The organism is Bradyrhizobium sp. SZCCHNPS1003 (assembly GCF_032381555.1).
GTDB lineage: Bacteria > Pseudomonadota > Alphaproteobacteria > Rhizobiales > Xanthobacteraceae > Bradyrhizobium.
On sequence record NZ_JAUHIU010000005.1, the window covers coordinates 306,858 to 327,641 of the forward strand.

A 20,784-nucleotide genomic window follows, 5' to 3' on the forward strand; every position below is an offset into this window, starting at 1 on the left:
TGCGGCAATGCTGGAGGGCAGGGACATGGGAAAGCTGCTAACGACGGTCCGTGCGGCTCGTCTGCGCGAGCTGGCGCTGTTGGCTGTCAGCTGGTGGTGCGGGGAATTCGTCAATCTGCTGCCGCAACGGATGGCGGCCCCGCTGACCTCCGGCGGCAGACCGAGGATCGTGGTCAACGGCTGCGCTTCGGGTGTCACGGCTCGGCTGATCGATCCAGGATCTGGGATCGACGTCTCGGAGACTTCGGATGAAGCAGGGGTGATGGCTGTGATCGAGGCCATCATGAAGCGTTACGGCCTTGACCGGCGCGACGTCGATCTCGGCTTGCGATTGCCTGAACAGGACGTCTTTCGCCGCGACATCGTGCTCCCGTCTGAAGCCCGCGATTCGATCGATACCATCGTGCCGCAGGATCTGCTGCGCCGGACGCCCTTCAAGATGCAGGACATCTATTCTGACCATGTAGCGGGCGCATCTCCAGACGGCCGCGTTGCCGTTCGGCAATGGGTCACCCGACGAGGGCGTGTGCAGCAGGCCACCGATGAGCTCGGGCTTCCGGTCGAGCAGATCGCGTTCGCCGTCTTCGGCGACGATGAAGGGGCACCTTCGATCCGGCTGGCCCGCAAGGCTGAAGTCCGCAATTCGTACCGGATCGCAATCGCGGCGCTCTGTTGCACGACCATTCTCCTCGGGGCGGGCCTCGCGGGCATGACCTATGCCCGGCAACAGACTGCGCTGGATCGGTTAGAGGCCGATATCGCGATCGCGCGCCGGAACGCAGAGCGCGTCCGTTCGGTGGTCGATCAATTGCGGGAGCGGCAAACAGCGCTGGTGCGGCTTCGCCTGCAGCGGAGCGAGTCGCCAGGACTGATCGACGTCTGGGACGAAACCACACGGCTTCTGCCAAAACACTCCTGGCTGACCGAGTTGCGGCTTATCGAGGGGGGCGGCTCCCGCAGCGCGACGGTCGCATTGACGGGGTTCTCCGCTGCAGCGCCTAGCCTCGTCAGCATTCTCGACAGGTCGAAATTCTTCATCGACGCCACGCTGACATCACCGGTCGCAATGGATCCAATCGAAGGCCGGGAGCGCTTTTCGCTTCAGGTCAAGATTCGGCTGCCTGACGCACTCAAGGAGGCGGCACAATGAAGGTCTCTTTTAAGCTCGATGCTCAGCTCGCACGTCGCAGCCTGTTCGTCCTCGGAAATTTTGCCACGCTGGGCCTTGCGATTTGGGTGATCGTCGTGCCGATCGATAAGATGTTCGCCGAGCGCGAGACCCGCATGGAGGATCAACGGCTGTTGCTGGGAAGGCTGAGGGCGATCGCGGCGCAGGCATCGGCTGTCGAGGCGCTCTCGGCCGAAACGGAGTTGCAGTTTCAGAGTGGCGAGTTTCTGACCGGCGCCAGTGACAACGTGATCTCGGCCGATCTGCAGACGAAATTGAAGACGATCTTGGGTAGTTCGGGGGCCCAGTCCCGCGCCATCCAATCGTTGCCCAGCCGGACGGTGGATCGGATCAGGTATTGTGGGGTGCGGGTCGATCTTTCGGGGCCGTTGCCATCGGTGATGCACGTGGTCCATGCCGTCGAGAGCGCGAAGCCCTACTTGTTCATATTCAGCGCGACGCTGAAGAGCGGACCCGCCCTGCGACAGGGCGCGGCCGAAGAGCCGATGCTTCAGGCGCAGCTCGATGTCTATGGTGCAATCCAATGAGGCTACCGGCGAGATGGCGCGTAACTTGGCCGGTCGGAGTGCTAGCGGTCCTGGGCACGATCAATCTGGTGCTCGGAGCGAAATTGGTGATACTGGGATTGGGAGAAGAAACGGTGGGCTCCCAGCGTGCTGCGTGGAACGCTGAGCTACCGCGCTCGATGGCGAGCCATGTGGAACGACCGCGCACGGATGCCTACACAGAGATCGTCGCTCATCCGATCTTCTCCAAGTCGCGCGAGCCGTTCGTTCCGCTTCCCCCCGCACCGCCTCTTCCTGTCCCTCCCCAGCAGGCCGTGACCGCGGACCCCGGATTCATTGTTGGCGGTATTATGATAACGGGTCGGGCAAGTAAGGCTTACCTGCTGAGCAAGGCCGGTGGCGGAGTCGGCTCCTGGGTTGATGAAAAAGGCACGTTCCAGGGCTGGACGGTGAAAACCATCGATGCATCAGGTGTCCGGATCGAGCAGGTCGGCCGTACGATCGAGCTACAGCTCTATCCGCGGAATTGAATAACGATCGAGGCCCCGAGATCGACGGCGGTCAGGTAGCCGTATGCAGGACGGGGTAGATTGGCCAACTCAATCGGGCCGCCCGTTCTCTTGCGAAGCGTTGGCGATCAAAAGGCCCAACTGTGGACATGTGCCTACTCACGCAACGAGTGGAGGCGCCGGCAACTCGTGCGACGATATAAATCCAACGCAAAGCTAAACGGCAGCGACCACGACTATGGCCCCCAGAAGCGAATTATGTCCTCCCAAGGCCCCTCATCGAATAGTTGTGTCCGACGTTCAAGGCGGCTAGAGGATAAGCCACTGTAAAGTGCGCCTCGGGGGGAATGAACGCACGATGCACAATTCGGACTATTTTGTCCTTTTTCTTGCAGCTCTCGCGGCGATTGCGATTGCACTCAGGCTAACAAGGAGCCTCGAGACACGCCGCGCGATCGTTGCGCTCGGATCGACGGTTGTCTATTACGAGCTGGACCCGCAAGGGTTGCCAGTCTGTCTCGGTCTCGTCGCTATCAATTGGGGACTGGGGCGAGCGTTCGTTCTGTCGCCAAATCATCGTAAGACGACAATCTTGGTCTTTGGGCTGACGCTCAATCTTGGTCTGCTTGCTGCCTACAAATATCTCGGCACGCTCGTCGCCGGGTTGGGCGCGACCTATTCTGTCGAGCTTGGGCTCGGCTTTCCGATCGGGCTTTCCTTCATCGTCTTTCGCCTGGTGTCATATCTCGTGGACGCTCACGGTGGCGGCAAGATCGCGCAGTCTCCGCTGGATTTGCTGAGCTACGCTTTGTTCTTTCCCAGCATTCTGTGCGGTCCACTGGTCCGCTATGACGCGTTGACGAGCCAGGATCGGCTTGGCCGCACGACCAGCGTTGACTGGTCCGTCGGCTTGGCGCTGATCGGAATCGGAATGTTCAAGAACCTCGTGATCTCGCCGGCGGTGGCGCTCGTGGCGGATAAGGTTATGATCCCGTGGCTCGCTAAACAACCGATCCCGACCTCCAGCGCCTGGGTCGGCATGATTGCCTATGGATTTCAGGTCTATTTCGACTTTTCGGGCTACAGTGACGCGGCCATTGGGGTCGCGCGGTTGCTCGGAGTGGAATTGCCAGCCAACTTCCACTCGCCTTTCAAGGCGCGCAGCATGGTGGATTTCTGGCAGCGCTGGCATGTTTCCTTGACGCGCTTCCTGACGATCTACGTCTACAATACCGTCACCCTGGACATGGCGCGCCGGATCGGCGCCAAGGCAAGCGCCGCCAAGCAGTTCGTCTGGCGCATTGCCTACCCCACCACGCTGGTGATGTTCCTGATGGGAATTTGGCATGGCAACCATCTGACGTTCGCCATGTTTGGCTTGTATCATGCCAGCTTATTGGTTGTGAATCATGCATGGCGAAGCTTCGGCGGGCACTATCGCAAGGCGGCCCTTGCTACTAGTTGGTGGCCTACGGTGGCGCTGGGACTGACCTTCTTCTCCGTTGCAGCCGGGTGGGCAATCTTCCGCGCCAGCAATCCCGGTAGGGCGTTCGCAATGCTGGGTACGCTGCTGGGACGCTCCGAGTGGACCGGCGGCACGCTGCTGACCGGCGCGTGGCCCACCCAACTGGCGGACCCTGTTCTCTCCACAGGTGGCACGATGCCACTCACGGTCGCCGACTTAGCCATTCTGCTCCTGCTCTTCTTGATCGTCTGGGGGCTGCCGAACAGCAACCAAATCCTGTCCCGTTTCAATCCAGTCCTCGAAGGCGGCGGCTACCCCAAGATCGCTCCTTCGGCCGAGGCGCTCAAGTTGTCCCTCTCCCCGGTCTGGGCGGTTTCGGTGTCCTGCCTGCTTGTCTGGTCGGCCCTGGCGTATCTGAGCAATGATCGCGCCGCGCTGCTCTATTTCCATTTCTGACCCGAGTGAACATTGGCCATGTCTGTTCGACAGATGAGCTCAGCAGGATCAGTCATGCAATTGTCCGTTTCGCCGAACTTGGAAGAGCGGACGGCGGTGGTCCGGGGCCGTCGTTTCGTGGCTTGGGTGGTGGGGTGCGCGCTAATCCAGATCGCGCTGATGGCGTATCTGGGGTGGGCTACACTCGAGGGGCGTCCACCCGCGGTCGCTGCTCGCCTGCAACAGGACAACATGCCCGCGGTTTTTTTTCCGACCGACGCGCGCAACTGGGCGGCCTTCAAGCTGCAGCGGATTGCCGACGAGCAGCCTGAAATCATCGCGATCGGAAATTCGCGCTGCAGCCAGCTGCGGTCGGCGATGTTCATTCCTTACAAGTTCTACAACGCCTGTCTGACAGCCTGGACGGTATCGCAGCTGCGCGACTTCCTCAACAGGATCACCGAGGTCGCGCATCCCCGCGTGGTCATCTTCTCGATGGATTACTTCCAGCTCTCAAATTCCTACCAGAGGATAGAGGGGAAGCGGGCAGGGACGTTCCGCTACGGTGTCGAGGAACGTATCGGAGGCATCGGCTCCTTGATCGGTCAGACGATCGATTCCAGCGGTCGCGGTTTAGAGGCTGTATGGGAGTGTCTTGCGGGCCGCTATCCGAAGCATCCGCGGGAGGATCTGACCATGGTCGGAGTCACGGCTGCACGAACCGGCGCCGGCTTTCGTTGGGATGGATCGTTGATCTATCAGCTAGCGCAATATGACACCGCCAAGCAGGTCATGCTTGATTTCAGAAACGGTTTGGTTAATGCCATTCCTGGCGCTCCCAAAGCCGACGAGGAGCAACTCGCTCAATTGGCGGGAATGGCCGCGGATGCCAAGGCCAAGGGGGTCCTGCTGGTCGGAATCCAGTTTCCAATCTTTGCGCCGACAGTCGATTTCCTGGATCACAACGAAGAATATCGACCCTACGCGGGCACTTGGCGCGATTTCGAGAGCGAGACAATGAAAAGAAGATTCGCCGAGATGGGAATCATCCACGTCGATCTGAGCCGTGCTGCCATGTCGAAGGATCCCGAAAACTTCGTCGACACGTCTCATCCATCGGAGGCTGGAATGGTTGCCGCCCTGATCGAGGCGAGCGGCAACGCCGGTTTCAATGCCGCGCTGCCGCGGCTGGATATCGCCGGTCTGCGGGGTGACCTCAAGCGCGCGAGCGACTATGTCAATCACTATCATCTCTACAGATCGACCTTCGTGAAGTAATTGCCTTTAGGACGGAGTGCAGAAATGACGGCTGAAATCTACGAGCGCTTGAACAAGGTTTTCATCGAGACCTTCGGCGATGAGACCATCAAGATCTTCCCCGAGATGACGGCCGACGACCTCGATGAGTGGGATTCAGTGACTCACATCTCGCTGGTGCTGGCGGTCGAGGAAGAGTTCGGTCAACGCCTCAACGCTTCGGAAATCGGCAATCTCGAGAATGTCGCGGCGATGGTGGCGTTGCTCGAGAAGAAGATGGCACGTTAGTTGCCTGTGCAGGTCCGTCTATCACCGGAAGAGGGCGGGATCGAACGGTTCGCGTTTCGAATTGCGGTAGGGCGGCTATGTCTTTTTGAGTGCATTGGCTGAACGCGATTGGGGGCGGGGCGGTCATCGGCGGCTGTCCGGGTGTCGATGGCGCCACAGTATGCGACCCCTGCGAGTAGGTGGCGTTCGTTTCTTCTCGACCGGTTGGTCGGAAGCGGGTAATTTACAAACGTTAGGGGTGTGTTCGGCCTCATTCTAAGCAGTGTCGAGCACTTTGATAATGCTGATGGACAGGACGGGGGATGGCTCAATTTGCCGGCGGCGCGAGCGCGGTTCTGTGCCTGAGACCGGAGGATATCTTCGTCGGCTTGACGGCGGAGATCGAACAGCTCGTCGAACGCCATCATGTCGACCAGTTTGCCGCGCTTACCGGCGACGTGTCCCCGATCCACATGGACGATGGTGTGGCCAGGGAGCGTGGTTTCGAAGCGCGTGTCGTCCACGGCATGCTGATCGCCGGTTTCATCTCACGGCTGTTCGGGCTTCAGCTGCCGGGTCTCGACTGCATCCTGCAATCGATCAATCTTCGATGGATCGAGCCGCTCTATATCGGTGACACGATCCGTATTCAGGCAACGGTTACGCAATGGTCGAGCGCAGCCGAGGTCTTCGTTGCCAATGTTGATGTCATTCGCCAGCGTACTCAGATGAGCGTTGCCAAGGGCAAGGTCCAAGTTGGATTTACCAGGAGCCGATCATGACGGATTGGGATTTTATATTGATCTGCCAATCGAACGTCGTTGAGTACGACGCGTATTCGGCGCTGCCAATCGATCGGTTGGATCTGTTCCGGTCGCTGGTCTACCCACGAATGGTTCGGCACGAGGGCAAGTTCGTTGGCCATCTTGATTTCATCAACGCGATCTCGGGACGCCCGAACTATTTTGAGTCCGATTATCCCGGCCGCCGGCAGTCGCTGAATATCTGGAACCTCCCATCCGCAAGCGGACTGCATGTTGCGAATTACCTGCTGTCGTTCGGGATTCGTACCAAGATCATCAACAACATCGATAGTGACTGGGATCTGTTCGAGGAGGCCTATCGGAGCAGCGGTGGCAAGATCCCCGTCGGTATCTCATCGACCTTCTTTCTGACCTTCAAGGAGATCGGGCGCATCTGCAAACGGCTCAAAAAGCTCGATCCCGACATGGAGATCATCGTCGGCGGCGCATTCGCGAATTCCTATATCATCAATGGCTCGCCGGCCGATCTGGCGGAGCCGATGCGCAAATACGGCATCAAGCACATGCTGCATGCCTTCAATTCGGAGTTCGACCTGCGGGATCTGCTCCTGGCCCGAGGCAAGGGCGGGGGATTTGACGAGGTCAAGAACCTCTGCACCTTAGAACGCGGCAGCTTTTCTGCCGGTCCGGTGCAATGGAACACGCCACTTCTCGATGACTGCCCGGCCTTGTGGGACCAGCTGGACGCGCCGTTCCTGAACCGCACCGTCCAGATCAGGACGGCGTCGGGATGTCCGTTCTCCTGCGCCTTCTGCTCCTATCCGACGACGGCCGGCGGCTGGAAGACACTGGCGGGCGACAAGGTCAGAATGCATCTCGACGCGGTGAAGCGCATCGGCGGCATAGACCGGATCATCTTCATCGACGACACCTTCAACGTGCCGCCGCACCGTTTCAAAGCGCTGCTCAAGATATTCCAGGAGTATGATTTCGAGTGGTTTTCCTTCCTGCGTGTGCAGTATGTCGACGAAGAGATCGTACGCGCGATGAAGGACTCGGGATGCAAGGGGGTCTATCTCGGCGTCGAATCCGCCAATGACACCGTGCTCGAAAACATGAACAAGAAGGCGCGGCGCGCCGATTTCCGGCGTGGGATCGAGCTGTTGAACAAATACGACATCAACTCGCTATCCGCCTTCGTACTTGGCTTCCCCGGCGAGACCGATGAGACCATTCGTGACAACATGGACTTCATCGAGAATTGCGGCGTCCAGTTCTACTCGCTGAAGGAATTCTATTACATGGAGCACACCGATATTCACAATAGGCGGGAGGAATTCGGGCTGACTGGTATGGGCGCGAATTGGAAGCACAACACGATGTCTTCTGAGGACGCCGGTCGCATCAAGCTCGAAATGTTCCAATCGATCAAGAACGCCTGCTTCGTCGATCCCGACACCAGCCTCTGGTACATGGCCTATCTGTACGATCAGGGCTACGACTTCCGCGAGATCAGGCAATTGCAGGAAGGCATCAACACCATCATGAAGAGGCAATTGGCAGGCGACTTTGGCGACAACGACGACGTCATCGCCTCGCTGAAGCGACTTCATGAGAACCGGTCGCCGGGACGGGTACAGGTGATCAACCGCCCCGAACTCGTCAGCAGCGTCTTCGGGCCGTGAGGACCGGATCGGACGGTGCAGCGGCCTTGGTCGCGGATCCGTTGCGGGAGCGCCGGATCTAAGGGAGCGGCGCCAGATTTGGCGTTGGGATCAACCGGCTTACTGGTCCAATGAATTGCCAAGTTTCGGGCTTGCCGCGGAAGCGCTACCGCGACATGGCGGCGAACTGGGACATGTGACCAGACGTTTGCGATGAGCGGATCTGAAATGAACAGCACGCGATCGAACGACCGTTTCGCCAGCTTCTGTGCGCAGGCGCGGCGGGGGGATATCCACGAGGCCTTTGCGACCTTGCGAAGCGCTATTGATCCAAATGACAGCTTTGTCACCTTGCGCAAATATCTCAAGGTGTTCGACACGATGGATCGCGATGCGCTCGGCCTGAAGCCGATCAGGATCGCGATTCTGTCGAGCGCCACGGTCGATCATGTCTCGGAGATGGTCCGCTTGTGGCTGGCGAGCGAAGGCTTTGCCGCGCAGTTCTACATCGCCCCGTTCGATACCATCGTTCCGACCATTCTTGACAAAGATGGCGAGCTGTACGCGTTTCAGCCGGAGATTGTGTGGATCTTCACGACCGGTCGCGATTTGCGGATCGACATGCCACCGGGCAGCGCCGTCGACCTCGTCGAGGACGCGGTCGCCGCGGAGGTAGACATGGCGGAAGGCCTTTGGGCAGAGGTGCGTAAGAATTGTTCGGCCCTCGTCATCCAGAACAACGCGGACACGCCCGCGATCGACATTTTCGGCAATTTCGAGGGATCCGTCGGCTGGAGCCGGCGCTCGGTCATTCGCAAGTTCAACAGCCGGCTCGCCGACCGCGCCTCGGGTGGCGTCGTCATTTTCGATTATGATCACCTGTCAGCACTTTACGGCCAAGCGCGTTGGTTCGAATATCGGCACTGGCATCATTCCAAGCAGCCGATGACGTTCGATGCGATGGGTCTGGTCGGCTTTACCTTTGCGCGGTTGGTCGCGGCGATCAAGGGCCAAGCCAAGAAATGCGTCGTGCTAGACCTCGATAACACGTTGTGGGGCGGGGTGATTGGGGACGACGGGCTGGCGGGGATCAAACTTGGCAACGGCGCGACCGGCGAGGCGTTCAGCCAAATTCAGAACTACTTCAAGAGCCTCAAGCAGCGCGGTGTCATCCTCGCCGTCTGTAGCAAGAACGATGTCGCCAATGCAAGGGAGCCGTTCGAGCAACATCCGGATATGCGCCTTAGGCTCGACGACGTCGCGGAGTTCATGGCCAACTGGAGCAACAAGGCTGACAATATCCGCACGATCGCCGAGAACTTGAATATAGGCCTCGATTCGATGGTGTTCGTGGACGATAATCCGGTGGAGCGTGACCTGGTGCGCCAGTATCTGCCGATGGTCACCGTCCCCGAATTGTCGGACGATCCCGCGGAATATGTCGGGCTCGTGCATCGGCAACGCTATTTCGAGACGGTCGCCTATTCGCAAGAAGACGCGGTGCGCACCGACTATTATCGCGCCAACGCGCAACGTCGCGAACTTCAGGGATCGTTTACCGACCAGGCCCAATTCCAGAAGAGCCTGCTGATGGAGGCCGAAGTCGGCTGCGCTGACGGAATGTATCTCGCACGCTCGACGCAATTGATCAACAAGAGCAACCAGTTCCATCTGACCGGCACGCGCTACAGCGAAGCCGAGGTGAGGGCGTTTCAGGCCGACGGCAACTGGATCTGCCGTCATTTCACCCTGCGCGATCGTTTCGGTGACAATGGCCTGATCTCGGTGGTGCTGATGCGACAAGACGGCCTTGCGCTCGTCATTGATACATGGGTCATGAGCTGCCGCGTGCTGGGCCGGGCGATGGAAGAGTTCATTGCCAACGAGATCGCGCGCGTCGCCCTCGCGCGTGGCTGCGAGGTGATCCGCGGGCGTTACGTGCCGAGCAAGAAGAACAGACTCGTGGCGCAACTCTACCAGCGACTCGGTTTCGAGAAGGTTGGCGACGTGGAGGGCGCGACTGATTGGGTTCGTTCGGCCAATCCGCCAATCTATCTCGAGACAACGATCAAGCGGGTCGCAGACGTGAAGGCCGATAGTTGTTTGCAGGCAGTGCATTTTGCGCAGAAGCTCGATCGGTAGCTGGCTGCGATGTCGAGACACCTGAATGCTCACTTGTATCCACGCGAGCACAGGTCGCGGACTCTAGGCGGCGTGAACTCATTCGCGGCTAGCTGGATAACCGAGCCACTCAGCAGACGGTTCGATTGAGATGGTTGCTCGCCCGCCGCGACCACTAATGCCAAAGGGGTCCGGGAGTTTCGGTTCACGCTTCCTTTTCGCCGTTTTGTGCCGTTGTCGGGCTCAGCACGGTACGCTAGTCCTCATGAAGCGTGGCGTCGATTGGGCCACGCTTGGCGCTGGGCGCAGCACGATACGCTCGATAAGGCCACGAAGAGCCCGGGTGACCTCGGCTCTGTCCTCCGGACGGTCGAACCCTCGGTAACCGCCCGTTCGCGCCGCCAGCAGGCTGCGCATCAGGAGAACATAACCCTCATTGGCCACGTAGAGCAGGTGTCGCCGCCGAGCAGTCGCCGCATCAAACTCAGGGTCTCAACTCAAATCGAGGGACAGCTGAGGGGGCGGTAGGGCGAATGATGGTCAGCAATGAACGGCGATGGCGGGCGATGATGAACGAAGCGTTAATGTGTTGACTTATCAGCGCTTATTCGGATTTCTGATGATTGTCGGCGATAAGGGGCAATGGTCTGCGAAGACAGCCCTGGCGCGCTCGGAGAGATTCGAACTCCCGACCCTCGGAATCGAAATCCGATGCTCTATCCAGCTGAGCTACGAGCGCGCGGTGCGGGCCAAATCTCCCGCGTCACCGGGATACCAGACTTGGATGGGCAAGGCCAGCCTCCGCCGCGCATGAATGGTCGTTCGCCGAAGCTGGCTCGGCGTCCCCGGATCGCATCAGAAGCAGGGATGCCGGCGTCGGTCCTGGCCGATATAGGCGGCCGAGCTCTGGTAGCAGTGGTTGGTGGAAGGACCGTCATAGAACGCAAAGGTGCCGGGCAGCGGGCCGGGGCCATAATTGTGCAGGAAGCTGATGGCGTAGGGCAGCCCGTAGTGGTGGCGATGATGCCGATGATGGCTGCGTGCCTCGGACGTGGCGGGCACCAGGGCGGCAGTTGACACGATCAAGGCGGCGGCGAGGGATGCGAGCTTGCTCATGACTTTTCTCTTCTCCGGAAAACGACGTCAAGGCCGGCCGTCTGGCCGGTAGCCTAACGCGGAAGTGGCGGAAAGGGTGCGCAAAAGGCGATAGTTCGTCAAAATTTTGGCCTTTTCCGCATGCTTAAGGAGCCATGACAAGGTCCGGCAGTGCCGTCGTGCATTGGGCTCGAGGCGTTGTCGCGACAGCGCCAGAAAAGACCGGGTTTGCCGTCCGATCCATGAATCGCCTGATCCCAAGCGTCGTGCTCCTGCTGGTCGCCGCTAGCCCGGCGCGTGCGGATTTGCACATTACGCGCGATCATGGTGGCTACATCGAAGAGTACAAGGCCAAGTACAAGCACATCCGGGAAACGCATCAGCGCGTCATCATCGACGGCATCTGCAATTCGGCCTGTACGCTCGTCTTCGGCTTGGTGCCGCTCAACAGGATCTGCGTCACGCCCAGGGCCAGCCTCGGCTTCCACCAGGCCTATTACGACAAGGCGTTCACGTTTGGCATCAAGGTCACCAGCGTGGAGGGGACGTCCGAGCTGATGTCCTATTACCCCGATTCGGTGAAGGACTGGATCCGGCGCAACGGCGGGCTCACCACCGAGATGAAGCGGATCAAGAACGGCATCGAGCTCTGGAAGATCGTCGACCCCTGTCCTGACGTCTGGTGAGGACGACGTTCCTCCTCGAGACGCTGGCCTCTCCGACGGCTCCGATCGTCGCGCCGGGTTGCAGCATGTTTGCTGCGTTATGCCCTGGACACCGGATCGTGGTTCCGGGCCGGCATCCGGACCACACCACACGAAACAATCCAGCGCCAGATTGTCCCCACGACCGGGCACTGGATTGTTTCGCCGAGTCGGCCGGGGCAAGCCGATCGCCTGCCTTCAGGCCGGGCCGAGCAGAATCAGCGCTTGGCCTTCTTCGTCTTCTTGGCCGCTTTCTTGGTGGCCTTCTTGGCCGTCTTCTTCGCAGCTTTCTTGGCCGCCTTCTTCACGGTCTTCTTCACAGTCTTCTTGGCAGACTTCTTGGTCGCGACCTTCTTGGCCTTGGCGGCGGCCCGCTTGGGTGCAGCCTTCTTGGAGGTCTTCTTCGCGGTCTTCTTGGCCGCTCGCCGGGCCTTAGGTGCCGTCGTGATCACCGGATCCTTCGGCGCCTCGGCGGGCATGCTGGTCTCGGTCACGGTCGGATCAGAGAGTGGAGTGTCGTCCATATCGGGTCCCCCGATTTGTTGGAAACCCTGCGACGATAGCTGGATTCTCCGTGCTGTCAAAGCGCACCCCAACTAATCACTTGTGCGCAAGCTCGCGTAGGCTGCCAGCGCGCGCTCCCGCCCGGGCTTGTGATCCACGAACGGCGCCGGGTAGGTGCGGCCGAGTGCAACCCCGGCCTCCGCGAGCTCGAGCGGCTTTGCCGCCCAGGGCTGGTGGACCAGCGCGGCCGGCAGGCGCGCCAGCTCCGGCACCCAGCGGCGGACATAGGTCCCGTGAGAATCGAACTTCTCGCCCTGCAGCACGGGATTGAAGACGCGGAAGTACGGCGCGGCGTCGGCGCCCGATCCTGCAACCCATTGCCAACTTGCCGGATTGCTGCCCGGGTCGGCGTCGACCAGCGTGTCCCAGAACCACTGTTCGCCGAGCCGCCAGTCGATCAGAAGGTGCTTCACGAGCAGCGAGGCGACCACCATACGGACGCGGTTGTGCATGCTCCCGGTATGCCAGAGCTCGCGCATGCCGGCGTCGACGATCGGATATCCGGTTCGCCCGCGCTGCCAGGCCTGCAGCGCTGCATCATCCTGAGCCCAGGGAAAGGCGTCGAATGACGGCTGCAGGTTGCGGGTTGCGAGGTCGGGATTGTTGTAGAGCAGGTGGCGGCTGAACTCGCGCCAGCCGAGCTCGCTCAGGAACTTGTCGATGCCGGCGGCGGAAGCCGGACGCTCGGCGGCGGCAAATCGCGCCGCATGCCAGACCTGGCGCGGGCTGATCTCGCCGAAGCGCAGATGCGGCGACAGCCGGGAGGTCGCCTCGATGTCGGGCCGGTCGCGATCGGCGGCATAGGTCTGAACGGCCGTTTCGAGAAAGCTGGCGAGGCGCGCCTGTGCCGCGCGCTCGCCGGCATGCCATGACGCGCGCAGGCCGCCGGCCCAGTCGGGCTTGAGCGGCTCGAGCGCGAGCTCGTCGATCGGCAAGCTCGCGCCGCCGGGGGCGTGCGACAGCCGGGCCGGCCGCGGCAGCGGCTTCGGCGGATCACCCAGAGCGAGCACGCGCTTCCAGAACGGCGTGAACACGCGCGGCCCGCGTCCATCCTTGCCGCGCAACTCGGCCGGATCGACCAGAAGGTCATCGGGAAACACGCGTGAAGAGACGCCGATCTCGGCGAGTGCTGCTTCGACATCGGCAGCCACGGCGCGGGGGGCGGCCTGCGCGACATCGTTCCAGTACACCGCGCCGGCCTTGGTCTCACGCGCCAGTTCGCAGAGCACCTCGGCCGCGGCTCCACGGCGGATCACGAGCCCGGCGCCGAGCGCATGTAGTTCGGCCTGGAGTGCACGCAACGATTGCGCGAGCCACCAGCGCGTCGCGCCGCCGAGCGGACGCAACCCAGGGCTTTCCTGATCGTGGACGTAACTACAAACGATCCGAGTGCCCGACCTGGCTGCTTCATACAACGCGGGGTGGTCAGAGAGCCGCAGGCTCTCGCGAAACCACACGATGATGGGGGAGGAGGACATGATCAGGGTGTCTTTACTTCCGTTTTTATAGAGAGTTCCGGTATTCTACGTTCCGGAAAATAACTGCTTTGAAACGAACTACGGGCACTTTGAGATTCAGTTGCAGTTCCCCTGGAAGGTTTATGACGTGTCCGTCAAATTGAAGCTCGGCACCAAGGCGCTGATCGGTGCCGTTGTCGTGATCGCCCTGAATACCGCCCTGGTCGTCGGCGCAGCGTACTGGTCGCTGTCCTCTGACTTCGCCGACCGCGCCAAGCGCGACATCGAAGGCAATCTTCGCACCTTTGCGCTGACGTTCACCGAAACGTTCAAGGACGCGAAAGTCAGCGTGCAGAACGGCGTCGTTACGCGCATCGAGATTACGGCGATTCCCGAGATCAAGGATCACGCGATCGTCGATCGCGCGGTGTCCTATGTCGGCGGCAGCGCCACGCTGTTCGTGGTCGATGACAGCGGCCAGTTCGTCCGCCGCTCGACCAACGTGAAGAAGGAGAATGGCGACCGCGCCGTGGGCACCCAGCTTGCCGCGGATCATCCGGCGCAGGCGCTGCTGCGCCGCGGCGAGGCTTACAAGGGCCCCGCGACGCTGTTCGGCAAGTCGTTCATGACCGCTTATTTTCCCGTCACCAATCCGACTGGAAAGGTGATCGGCATTCTTTATGTCGGCGTGCCCATGGCCGAGCTCGACGCCATGCTGTCGCAGGCGATGCGGACCATGGTCGTCGCCGCTGCGATCGCCGCGCTGCTGGTGCTCGGCTTGACCATGCTGGCGGTACGCCGCGTCACCAAGCCTCTCGCCGCGGTGACCGACGCGCTCACCGCCATCGCCGAGGGCCGCGAGGACGTTGCGATCAAGTCCGATGACCGCAGCGACGAGATCGGTGAGATCGCCCGCAGCCTGGTCGTGTTCCGCAGTGCCGCGAGCGAGCGGCGCCGGATGCGCGAGGAGCAGACGGCTGCGGCCGCCGCGGCCGTCGAGCAGCGCAAGGCCGAGCTGCAGCGTTTCGTCGATTCGTTCCAGGCCAGCATCGGCGGCATCATCGAGAACGTCCTGACCTCGTCGGGCGAGTTCGAGCGCGAGGCGCGCCAGCTCACCCAGACCGCGCGGACCACCGCCGACCTGTCCGGCCACTCGGCCGGCGCTTCGGAAACCGCCTCCGAGCACGTCCGCACTGCGGCTGCTGCCTCGGACGAGCTGTCCGGCTCGATCGCCGAGATCATCCGTCGCGTGCAGGAGTCCAACGCCATCGCCGCCGAGGCGGTCAACCAGGCGACCGCGACCGACCAGCGCATCAAGGAGCTCTCCGACGCCGGCAATCGCATCGGTGACGTGGTCAAGCTGATCACCTCGATTGCCGAGCAGACCAACCTGCTGGCGCTCAACGCCACCATCGAGGCGGCCCGGGCCGGCGATGCCGGCCGCGGCTTCGCGGTGGTCGCTCAGGAGGTCAAGACCCTGGCCGGGCAGACCGCCAAGGCGACGGAGGAGATCTCCAGCCAGATCGCCAACATGCAGACCGTGACCCAGGAATCGGTCGACGCCATCAAGGCGATCGGCTCGACCATCGAGCGCATCAACGGGATCGCCGCCTCGATCTCGGCCGCCGTCGAACAGCAGCGCGCCGCCACGCAGAACATCACCCAGAGCGTCCGCTCGGCCGCGACCGGCACCGCAGAGGTCGTCGAGAACATCCGCAGCGCGGCGCGTGGGGCAGGCGAGACCGGCGAAAGCTCCAACCGGATGTTCGCGTCCGCCCAGGCGCTGTCCAGCGAGAGCCTGCGGCTGAAGGCCGAGGTGCAGAAGTTCCTCGACGGCATGCGCGCGGCCTGACACGGCTGCTCACCCGTAGAGCCATCGTGGCAGGATGGTCACGATGCCCGGAAACAGCGTGAGCAGCAACACGAAGGCAATCATGATGACGAGGTAGGGGGCGGTCACGCGGGCGATGTAGCCGAGACCGTCCTCCGTCAGTCCCTGAATCACGAACAGGTTGAAGCCGACCGGCGGCGTGATCTGGGCCATCTCGACGGCAAGCACCAGGAAGATCCCGAACCAGACCTCGTCGAAGCCGGCGCCCTTCACGATCGGCAGCACGATCGGGAGCGTCATCACGATCATCGAGAAGCCGTCGAGAAAGCAGCCGAGGATCAGGTAGAACACGATCAGCACGGCGATCAGCATGAACGGTGACAGGCCGAGCCCCTTCACGAAGGCGGCCACGGCTTGCGGGATGCCGAGGAAGGCCGCGGCATTGCCCAGGATCGACGCGCCGAGCACGATCAGCGCGATCATCGAGCAGGTGATGACCGAGCCGATCATCACGTCGCGCACCACCTGCTGCGACATCGACCCCTGAAAATAGGCGACCAGCGCCGCGCCAAGCACGCCGACGGCGGCGGCCTCCGACGGCGTGGCGAGGCCGCCATACATCGAGCCGAGCACGCAAGCGATCAGGAACAGGGCCGGCGCCAGGTCCTTCAGCGCCGCGAAGCGCTCGGCCCAGGGGACCTGCGACAGCAGCGCCTCCGCCTTCGGCACCATCGAAGGCTTCAGCGTGGTGTGCAGCATCACCCAGCCCATGAAGGTGCCGGCCAGCAGCAGCCCCGGCAGCACGCCGGCGGTGAACAGCTTGAGGATCGAGACGTCGCCGAGCACGCCATAGATGATCATGATGTTCGACGGCGGGATCAGGAAGCCGAGCGTGCCGGCGCCGGCCAGCGAGCCGATCGCGATGTCGCGCGAATAGCCGCGGCGCAGCAGCTCGTTGAGCGACATCCGGCCGATCACCTGCGTCGTCGCCGCCGACGAGCCGGAGATCGCGGCGAAGATGGTGCAGCCGATGACGTTGACGTGGAGCAGGCGGCCCGGCAGCAGGCCGGCCCACGGCGCCAGGCCCTGGAACAGCGAGCGCGACAGCCGAGTGCGGAACAGCAATTCGCCCATCAGGATGAACAGCGGCAGCGCCAGCAGCTCCTGGGTGGTCAGGATGTTCCAGGCATATTGCGGAAGCAGCTTGTCCAGCGGGATCGACCGGAACATCGCCAGCAGCAGGGTTGCGGTGAAGGCAAGCGTCAGCCCGATCCACAGGCCGCCGGCCAGCAGCGCGAACAGGATGGCGAACAGGGCGATGACTTCGATGGTCATGAGGCGACGGAGTCCGCGGTGAGTGGGGCGGGCGGGGAGGGACGTGGATGCCCGGGACAAGCCCGGGCATGACGGAGGGAGGACGTTTTCATTCGACCGGCGAGGCCTTCATCCGGTGATCCTCCACGGGCAGCCCCAGCGCGGCCTGGATTGCACGCGCGAGGAATTGCAGGGTCAGGAGCAGCATGCCGAAGGTGACGACGGCTTGCGGAAACCACAGCGGCGTGTCGCTCGAGGTCGAGACCTGCCCGCGGACAAACGAGCTCCACGCGAATTTGGTCATGGCCGAGGTCAGGAACGCCATGAAGGCGAAGCCGGCCACAGCCGCCAGCACCTCCATCGCGCGCTGCAGCGGCGCCGGCGCGTTCTTCAACAGCAGCACCACGCGGATGTGGCCGCCGACCCGCAACGTCATGGCGGCGCCGAAGGTGAACGAGGCCGCCATCAAATAGGACGAGTACTCCCAGGCGATCGAGATCGTCGGCGGAAAGAACGGCAGCACGTTCGACAGCGCCCGCGTCGTCACCTCCGCCAGCATCAGGCCGGTCAAGGTCAGCAGGCAGCCGCCGCCGATCCAGCCATCGAGCCGGCCGAGCCGGTCGATGACGTCGAGCAGGATTCGCAGCGGCGCAGGCGCCGCTGCATTGAGGCTCGCCTGATCGCCCGGCGACGGCTCCACGAGGGCCTCAGCCACGCTTCATCTCGGCAAGATAGGCCTTCACCGGCGTTTCCGCGGCCGGCACGCGCTTCAGGAACGCATCCATCAGCGGCGCCGTCTTGGTGCGGATCTCCGTCATCATCGCGTCCGACACCGGCACCACCTCCATGCCGCCCTCCTTGAGCCGGCTCAGGCTGTCGGCGTCGGCCTTGAGGGAGTTGGTCCAGAAGGCGGGCTCCATCTTCGCAGCGATGTCGGCAACCGTCTTCTGCTGCTCCGGCGTCAGCGCCTTCCAGGAATCCAGGTTCACGTTCAGCATCTGCGACGACCACACATGGTTGGTCGGATAGATGAACTTGAGGAACTCCCAGAACTTGCCGTCGACGCCCGAGACTGCCGAGGTCGACACGCCCGCCACCGCGCCAGAGGCCAGCGCCGGGATGGTCTCGCCCCAGGGAATCATCACGGCGGCCATGCCGATGGCGTTGAGCATGTCGACCGCGTTCTTGTCGGGCACGCGGACCTTGATGTTCTTCAGCCCGGCGACGTCGGCAACCTTGGCCTTGAGGTGCAGGTACTGCGTCGGCCACGGCACGATGTAGAGGATCTTCTGGTTGTTGCGCGCGGCGATCTTCTCATATTCGGGCCGCACATATTTGTGCAGCACCTTGAGCTCGTCCATCGAGCCGGCGAGGAACGGGATGCTCTCGACGCCCATGAACGGCTCGTCGCCGACCTGCTGGATGTTGAGCACGTCCGCCAGCGGCACCAGGCCGTCGCGCACGGCGCGCAGATGCTCTGGTCCTTTGAAGCCAAGCTGACCGCCGGCCTTCACGGTGATGTTGACCGCACCGCCGGTCTGCTTTTTCACCTCCTCGGCAAAGGCCATCGCATTCTGGGTGTGGAAGTTGCCGTCGGGCCAGACCGTCGACATGTCCCAGGTCGTCGTTGCGGCGCGTGCCCGCGTTGAGACGTGGCTGGCTGCGAGCAGGGTCGCTGCACCTGCCGTGAACGTCCGTCGCGTGATCATGAGTGTCTCCGGGTTCGTTGCTGAGCTATTGCACGAGATCGAAAAAGGTTGGGCGAGCACTATGCTCGCGGCCATCCTTCGAGATGCCCGCCTGCGGCGGGCTCCTCAGGATGAGGGTACGTTGCGCGGCAAGATGCTGATCCTCTCCATGAGGACTTATCTCATGGTCAATGTGCAGCATCGATCGCGGTACTAAACCCTCATGGTGAGGAGCGTCGCCCTTGCGACGCGTCTCGAACCATGAGGCCATAAATGTTCCGGCGGGCATGAGATCTCACCGCGCCTGTCCGTAGAGCTTTGCTGCATTGTCCGCCGATATCAGCCCGCTCTCGACATCGCTCCGCACCAGCTCTGCGGCCCGCTCCCTGGGATCGCCGATGCCGGCACCGCCGGGTGTCAGCACCACCAGCCGGTCGTCCGGCGGCACGGTCTGGAAACCCTTGCCGCGCAGCTTCTTTCCCGACTTGAGCCCGACATAGCCGGCCTGGCCGTTGTGGCCGCCGTCGCGGCCGCGCGGCGGGTGGTCGATGCGGTCGAAGGCGGCGAGGATGTCGAACGGCGCGTCGACGCCGCTGCCCACCTCGATGATCTGGCCGAGGCCGCCGCGGGTGCGGCCGGCGCCGCCGGAATCCGGGCGCAGCTCCTTGCGCCAGAAGATCAGCGGCGTCTGCGTCTCGGCGATCTCGACCGGCGTGCCGCGCACGCCGGAGGGATAGGCGGTCGCCGACAGCCCGTCCTTGTCGAAGCGGGCACCGGTGCCGCCGTTCGAGGTCACCGCCATCGAGAACCCGTAATTGCCGCCGGCGCCGGAGCGGGTCTGGCCGCGCACGTTGAGATTCCACAGGCAGGAGGTGCCCTCGGCCGGCACGCGCTCCGGGATGATCTGCCTGAGGCAGCCGAACACGACGTCGGGCAGCATCTGGCCGATGACATGGCGTGAGGCGACCGGCGCCGGCTTCGGCGCATTCAGGATCGCGCCCGACGGCGCCGAGACCGTGAGCGGCGACAGCGAACCGGCATTGTTGGGAATATCAGAGGCCACCACGCAGCCGAGCCCGAACACGGTGTAGGCCGTGGTGTAGGACAGCGGCACGTTGATGCCGAATTTCGAGGCGGGCGAGGTGCCGTCGAAGTCGACGTGGATGCCGTCGTCCGAGATCGTCAGCGCCGCCTTGAGCGTGACCGGCGCATCATAGCCGTCGACCACCATCTCGTTGCGCCAGGTGCCCTTCGGCAGCTTGGCGATCTCGGCCAGCACCGCCTCGCGCGAGCGGTCGCAGACGTAGTCGCCGAGCTCATCGAGCGAGGCGATGCCGAACTCCCGCATCATCTCGACCAGGCGCTGGCAGCCGACATCGTTGCAGGCGGCGAGCGAATAGGTGTCGCCCTCGGTGTCGACCGGCAGCCGGGTGTTGGCGCGGATCATCGCCATCAGCGTCTCGTTGACGACGCCCTGGTCGATCAGCTTCAGCATCGGGATGTACAGCCCTTCCATGAACACGTCGGTGCCGTCAGGGCCGAAGCCGATGCCGCCGATGTCCATCAGGTGGCTGGTGCAGGAGAACAGAGCGACCGGCTGGCCGTCCTTGAAGCAGGGGGTGGTGACGACGAAATCGTTGAGATGGCCGGTGCCCATCCAGGGATCGTTGGTGATGTAGGCATCGCCCGGCTTCATCGTGTGGATCGGGAAGTGCGCGATGAAGTGCTTCACCGATTCCGCCATCGAGTTGACGTGGCCCGGCGTGCCGGTGACGGCCTGCGCCAGCATGCGTCCCTTCAGGTCGAACACGCCGGCGGAGAGGTCGCCGCATTCGCGCACGATCGGGCTGAAGGCGGTGCGCAGCAGAACCTGGGCCTGCTCCTCGACCACGGCGATCAGCCGGTGCCACATGATCTGCAGGTCGATCAGGCTCGTCGCTTGTGACTGGCTCAT

The 20,784-nt window shown here is 62.5% G+C and carries 18 protein-coding genes and 1 tRNA gene; 11 read left to right on the forward strand and 8 right to left on the reverse strand.

The annotated features are described in order from the left end of the window. The first annotated feature begins 25 nt into the window (after positions 1-25). The 9 genes from QX126_RS11065 (at position 26) to QX126_RS11105 (ending at position 10,198) form a co-directional block, all read left to right on the forward strand. Positions 26-1,150, forward strand: a complete 1,125-nt coding sequence (locus tag QX126_RS11065; RefSeq protein ID WP_315780907.1) for a PilN domain-containing protein — start codon at positions 26-28, stop codon at positions 1,148-1,150. Then, positions 1,147-1,716, forward strand: a complete 570-nt coding sequence (gene gspM / locus QX126_RS11070; protein WP_315780908.1) for a type II secretion system protein GspM — start codon at positions 1,147-1,149, stop codon at positions 1,714-1,716. The genes QX126_RS11065 and gspM overlap by 4 nt, the downstream gene beginning before the upstream one ends. A gap of 68 nt (positions 1,717-1,784) precedes the next feature. After that, positions 1,785-2,225, forward strand: a complete 441-nt coding sequence (locus tag QX126_RS11075) for a hypothetical protein (protein ID WP_315780910.1) — start codon at positions 1,785-1,787, stop codon at positions 2,223-2,225. Between the two features lie 337 nt (positions 2,226-2,562). Next, positions 2,563-4,125, forward strand: a complete 1,563-nt coding sequence (locus QX126_RS11080; RefSeq protein WP_315780912.1) for an MBOAT family O-acyltransferase — start codon at positions 2,563-2,565, stop codon at positions 4,123-4,125. A 54-nt stretch (positions 4,126-4,179) separates the two neighbouring features. Continuing rightward, positions 4,180-5,382, forward strand: coding sequence for a hypothetical protein (locus QX126_RS11085; RefSeq protein ID WP_315780914.1), 1,203 nt, complete (start codon positions 4,180-4,182; stop codon positions 5,380-5,382). Between the two features lie 24 nt (positions 5,383-5,406). After that, a complete protein-coding gene (locus QX126_RS11090) occupies positions 5,407-5,649 on the forward strand; it encodes an acyl carrier protein (protein WP_315780917.1) in 243 nt (80 codons plus the stop codon). A gap of 302 nt (positions 5,650-5,951) precedes the next feature. Further along, positions 5,952-6,410 (forward strand): MaoC/PaaZ C-terminal domain-containing protein, encoded by a 459-nt coding sequence (locus QX126_RS11095; RefSeq protein ID WP_315780918.1) that lies wholly within the window; start codon positions 5,952-5,954, stop codon positions 6,408-6,410. After that, positions 6,407-8,077 carry a radical SAM protein gene (locus tag QX126_RS11100; protein ID WP_315780920.1) on the forward strand — a complete coding sequence of 557 codons (1,671 nt, stop codon included), beginning with the start codon at positions 6,407-6,409 and terminating at the stop codon, positions 8,075-8,077. The genes QX126_RS11095 and QX126_RS11100 overlap by 4 nt, the downstream gene beginning before the upstream one ends. A 207-nt stretch (positions 8,078-8,284) precedes the next feature. Next, positions 8,285-10,198, forward strand: a complete 1,914-nt coding sequence (locus QX126_RS11105; protein WP_315780922.1) for an HAD-IIIC family phosphatase — start codon at positions 8,285-8,287, stop codon at positions 10,196-10,198. Positions 10,199-10,839: 641 nt separating this feature from the next. Here QX126_RS11105 and QX126_RS11110 read toward each other — a convergent pair. Next, positions 10,840-10,916: transfer RNA gene (locus QX126_RS11110), tRNA-Arg, on the reverse strand. A 116-nt stretch (positions 10,917-11,032) separates the two neighbouring features. Then, positions 11,033-11,293 carry a hypothetical protein gene (locus tag QX126_RS11115; RefSeq protein ID WP_315737659.1) on the reverse strand — a complete coding sequence of 87 codons (261 nt, stop codon included), beginning with the start codon at positions 11,291-11,293 and terminating at the stop codon, positions 11,033-11,035. A 221-nt stretch (positions 11,294-11,514) separates the two neighbouring features. Here QX126_RS11115 and QX126_RS11120 point away from each other — a divergent pair, with 221 nt between their 5' ends. Further along, entirely contained in the window at positions 11,515-11,958 is a 444-nt protein-coding gene (locus tag QX126_RS11120; protein WP_315776587.1) for a hypothetical protein, read from the forward strand. 236 nt (positions 11,959-12,194) lie between these two features. On the opposite strand, the gene QX126_RS11125 is transcribed toward QX126_RS11120, so the two are convergent. Further along, entirely contained in the window at positions 12,195-12,500 is a 306-nt protein-coding gene (locus tag QX126_RS11125) for a histone (protein WP_315776586.1), read from the reverse strand. Between the two features lie 72 nt (positions 12,501-12,572). Beyond that, entirely contained in the window at positions 12,573-14,018 is a 1,446-nt protein-coding gene (locus QX126_RS11130; RefSeq protein ID WP_315780923.1) for a deoxyribodipyrimidine photo-lyase, read from the reverse strand. A 127-nt stretch (positions 14,019-14,145) separates the two neighbouring features. On the opposite strand from QX126_RS11130, the gene QX126_RS11135 reads away from it, so the two are divergent. Continuing rightward, complete coding sequence (locus QX126_RS11135; RefSeq protein WP_315780925.1) at positions 14,146-15,849, forward strand: Cache 3/Cache 2 fusion domain-containing protein; 1,704 nt, start codon at positions 14,146-14,148, stop codon at positions 15,847-15,849. 9 nt (positions 15,850-15,858) lie between these two features. Here the strand turns inward: QX126_RS11135 and QX126_RS11140 are convergent, their stop codons facing one another. The 4 genes from QX126_RS11140 to QX126_RS11155 form a co-directional block, all read right to left on the reverse strand. Then, positions 15,859-17,163 carry a TRAP transporter large permease subunit gene (locus tag QX126_RS11140; protein WP_315780927.1) on the reverse strand — a complete coding sequence of 435 codons (1,305 nt, stop codon included), beginning with the start codon at positions 17,161-17,163 and terminating at the stop codon, positions 15,859-15,861. An 88-nt stretch (positions 17,164-17,251) separates the two neighbouring features. Further along, on the reverse strand, positions 17,252-17,857 hold the full coding sequence (locus QX126_RS11145; RefSeq protein WP_315780929.1) for a TRAP transporter small permease: 606 nt from the start codon (positions 17,855-17,857) through the stop codon (positions 17,252-17,254). Next, positions 17,850-18,851, reverse strand: a complete 1,002-nt coding sequence (locus QX126_RS11150) for a TRAP transporter substrate-binding protein (RefSeq protein WP_315780931.1) — start codon at positions 18,849-18,851, stop codon at positions 17,850-17,852. Before QX126_RS11150 ends, QX126_RS11145 begins: the two co-directional genes overlap by 8 nt. A 274-nt stretch (positions 18,852-19,125) precedes the next feature. Then, the gene (locus QX126_RS11155) at positions 19,126-20,784 is read right to left on the reverse strand and encodes a hydantoinase B/oxoprolinase family protein (RefSeq protein WP_315780933.1); all 1,659 of its coding nucleotides are present in this window, start codon (positions 20,782-20,784) and stop codon (positions 19,126-19,128) included.

Coding starts and splice junctions, on each gene's coding strand:
- QX126_RS11065 (WP_315780907.1), top strand. CDS start 26: ATGGGAAAGCTGCTAACGACGGTCCGTGCGGCTCGTCTGCGCGAGCTG.
- gspM (WP_315780908.1), top strand. CDS start 1,147: ATGAAGGTCTCTTTTAAGCTCGATGCTCAGCTCGCACGTCGCAGCCTG.
- QX126_RS11080 (WP_315780912.1), top strand. CDS start 2,563: ATGCACAATTCGGACTATTTTGTCCTTTTTCTTGCAGCTCTCGCGGCG.
- QX126_RS11085 (WP_315780914.1), top strand. CDS start 4,180: ATGCAATTGTCCGTTTCGCCGAACTTGGAAGAGCGGACGGCGGTGGTC.
- QX126_RS11090 (WP_315780917.1), top strand. CDS start 5,407: ATGACGGCTGAAATCTACGAGCGCTTGAACAAGGTTTTCATCGAGACC.
- QX126_RS11095 (WP_315780918.1), top strand. CDS start 5,952: ATGGCTCAATTTGCCGGCGGCGCGAGCGCGGTTCTGTGCCTGAGACCG.
- QX126_RS11100 (WP_315780920.1), top strand. CDS start 6,407: ATGACGGATTGGGATTTTATATTGATCTGCCAATCGAACGTCGTTGAG.
- QX126_RS11105 (WP_315780922.1), top strand. CDS start 8,285: ATGAACAGCACGCGATCGAACGACCGTTTCGCCAGCTTCTGTGCGCAG.
- QX126_RS11115 (WP_315737659.1), bottom strand. CDS start 11,293: ATGAGCAAGCTCGCATCCCTCGCCGCCGCCTTGATCGTGTCAACTGCC.
- QX126_RS11120 (WP_315776587.1), top strand. CDS start 11,515: ATGAATCGCCTGATCCCAAGCGTCGTGCTCCTGCTGGTCGCCGCTAGC.
- QX126_RS11125 (WP_315776586.1), bottom strand. CDS start 12,500: ATGGACGACACTCCACTCTCTGATCCGACCGTGACCGAGACCAGCATG.
- QX126_RS11130 (WP_315780923.1), bottom strand. CDS start 14,018: ATGTCCTCCTCCCCCATCATCGTGTGGTTTCGCGAGAGCCTGCGGCTC.
- QX126_RS11140 (WP_315780927.1), bottom strand. CDS start 17,163: ATGACCATCGAAGTCATCGCCCTGTTCGCCATCCTGTTCGCGCTGCTG.
- QX126_RS11150 (WP_315780931.1), bottom strand. CDS start 18,851: ATGATCACGCGACGGACGTTCACGGCAGGTGCAGCGACCCTGCTCGCA.
- QX126_RS11155 (WP_315780933.1), bottom strand. CDS start 20,784: ATGAGCCAGTCACAAGCGACGAGCCTGATCGACCTGCAGATCATGTGG.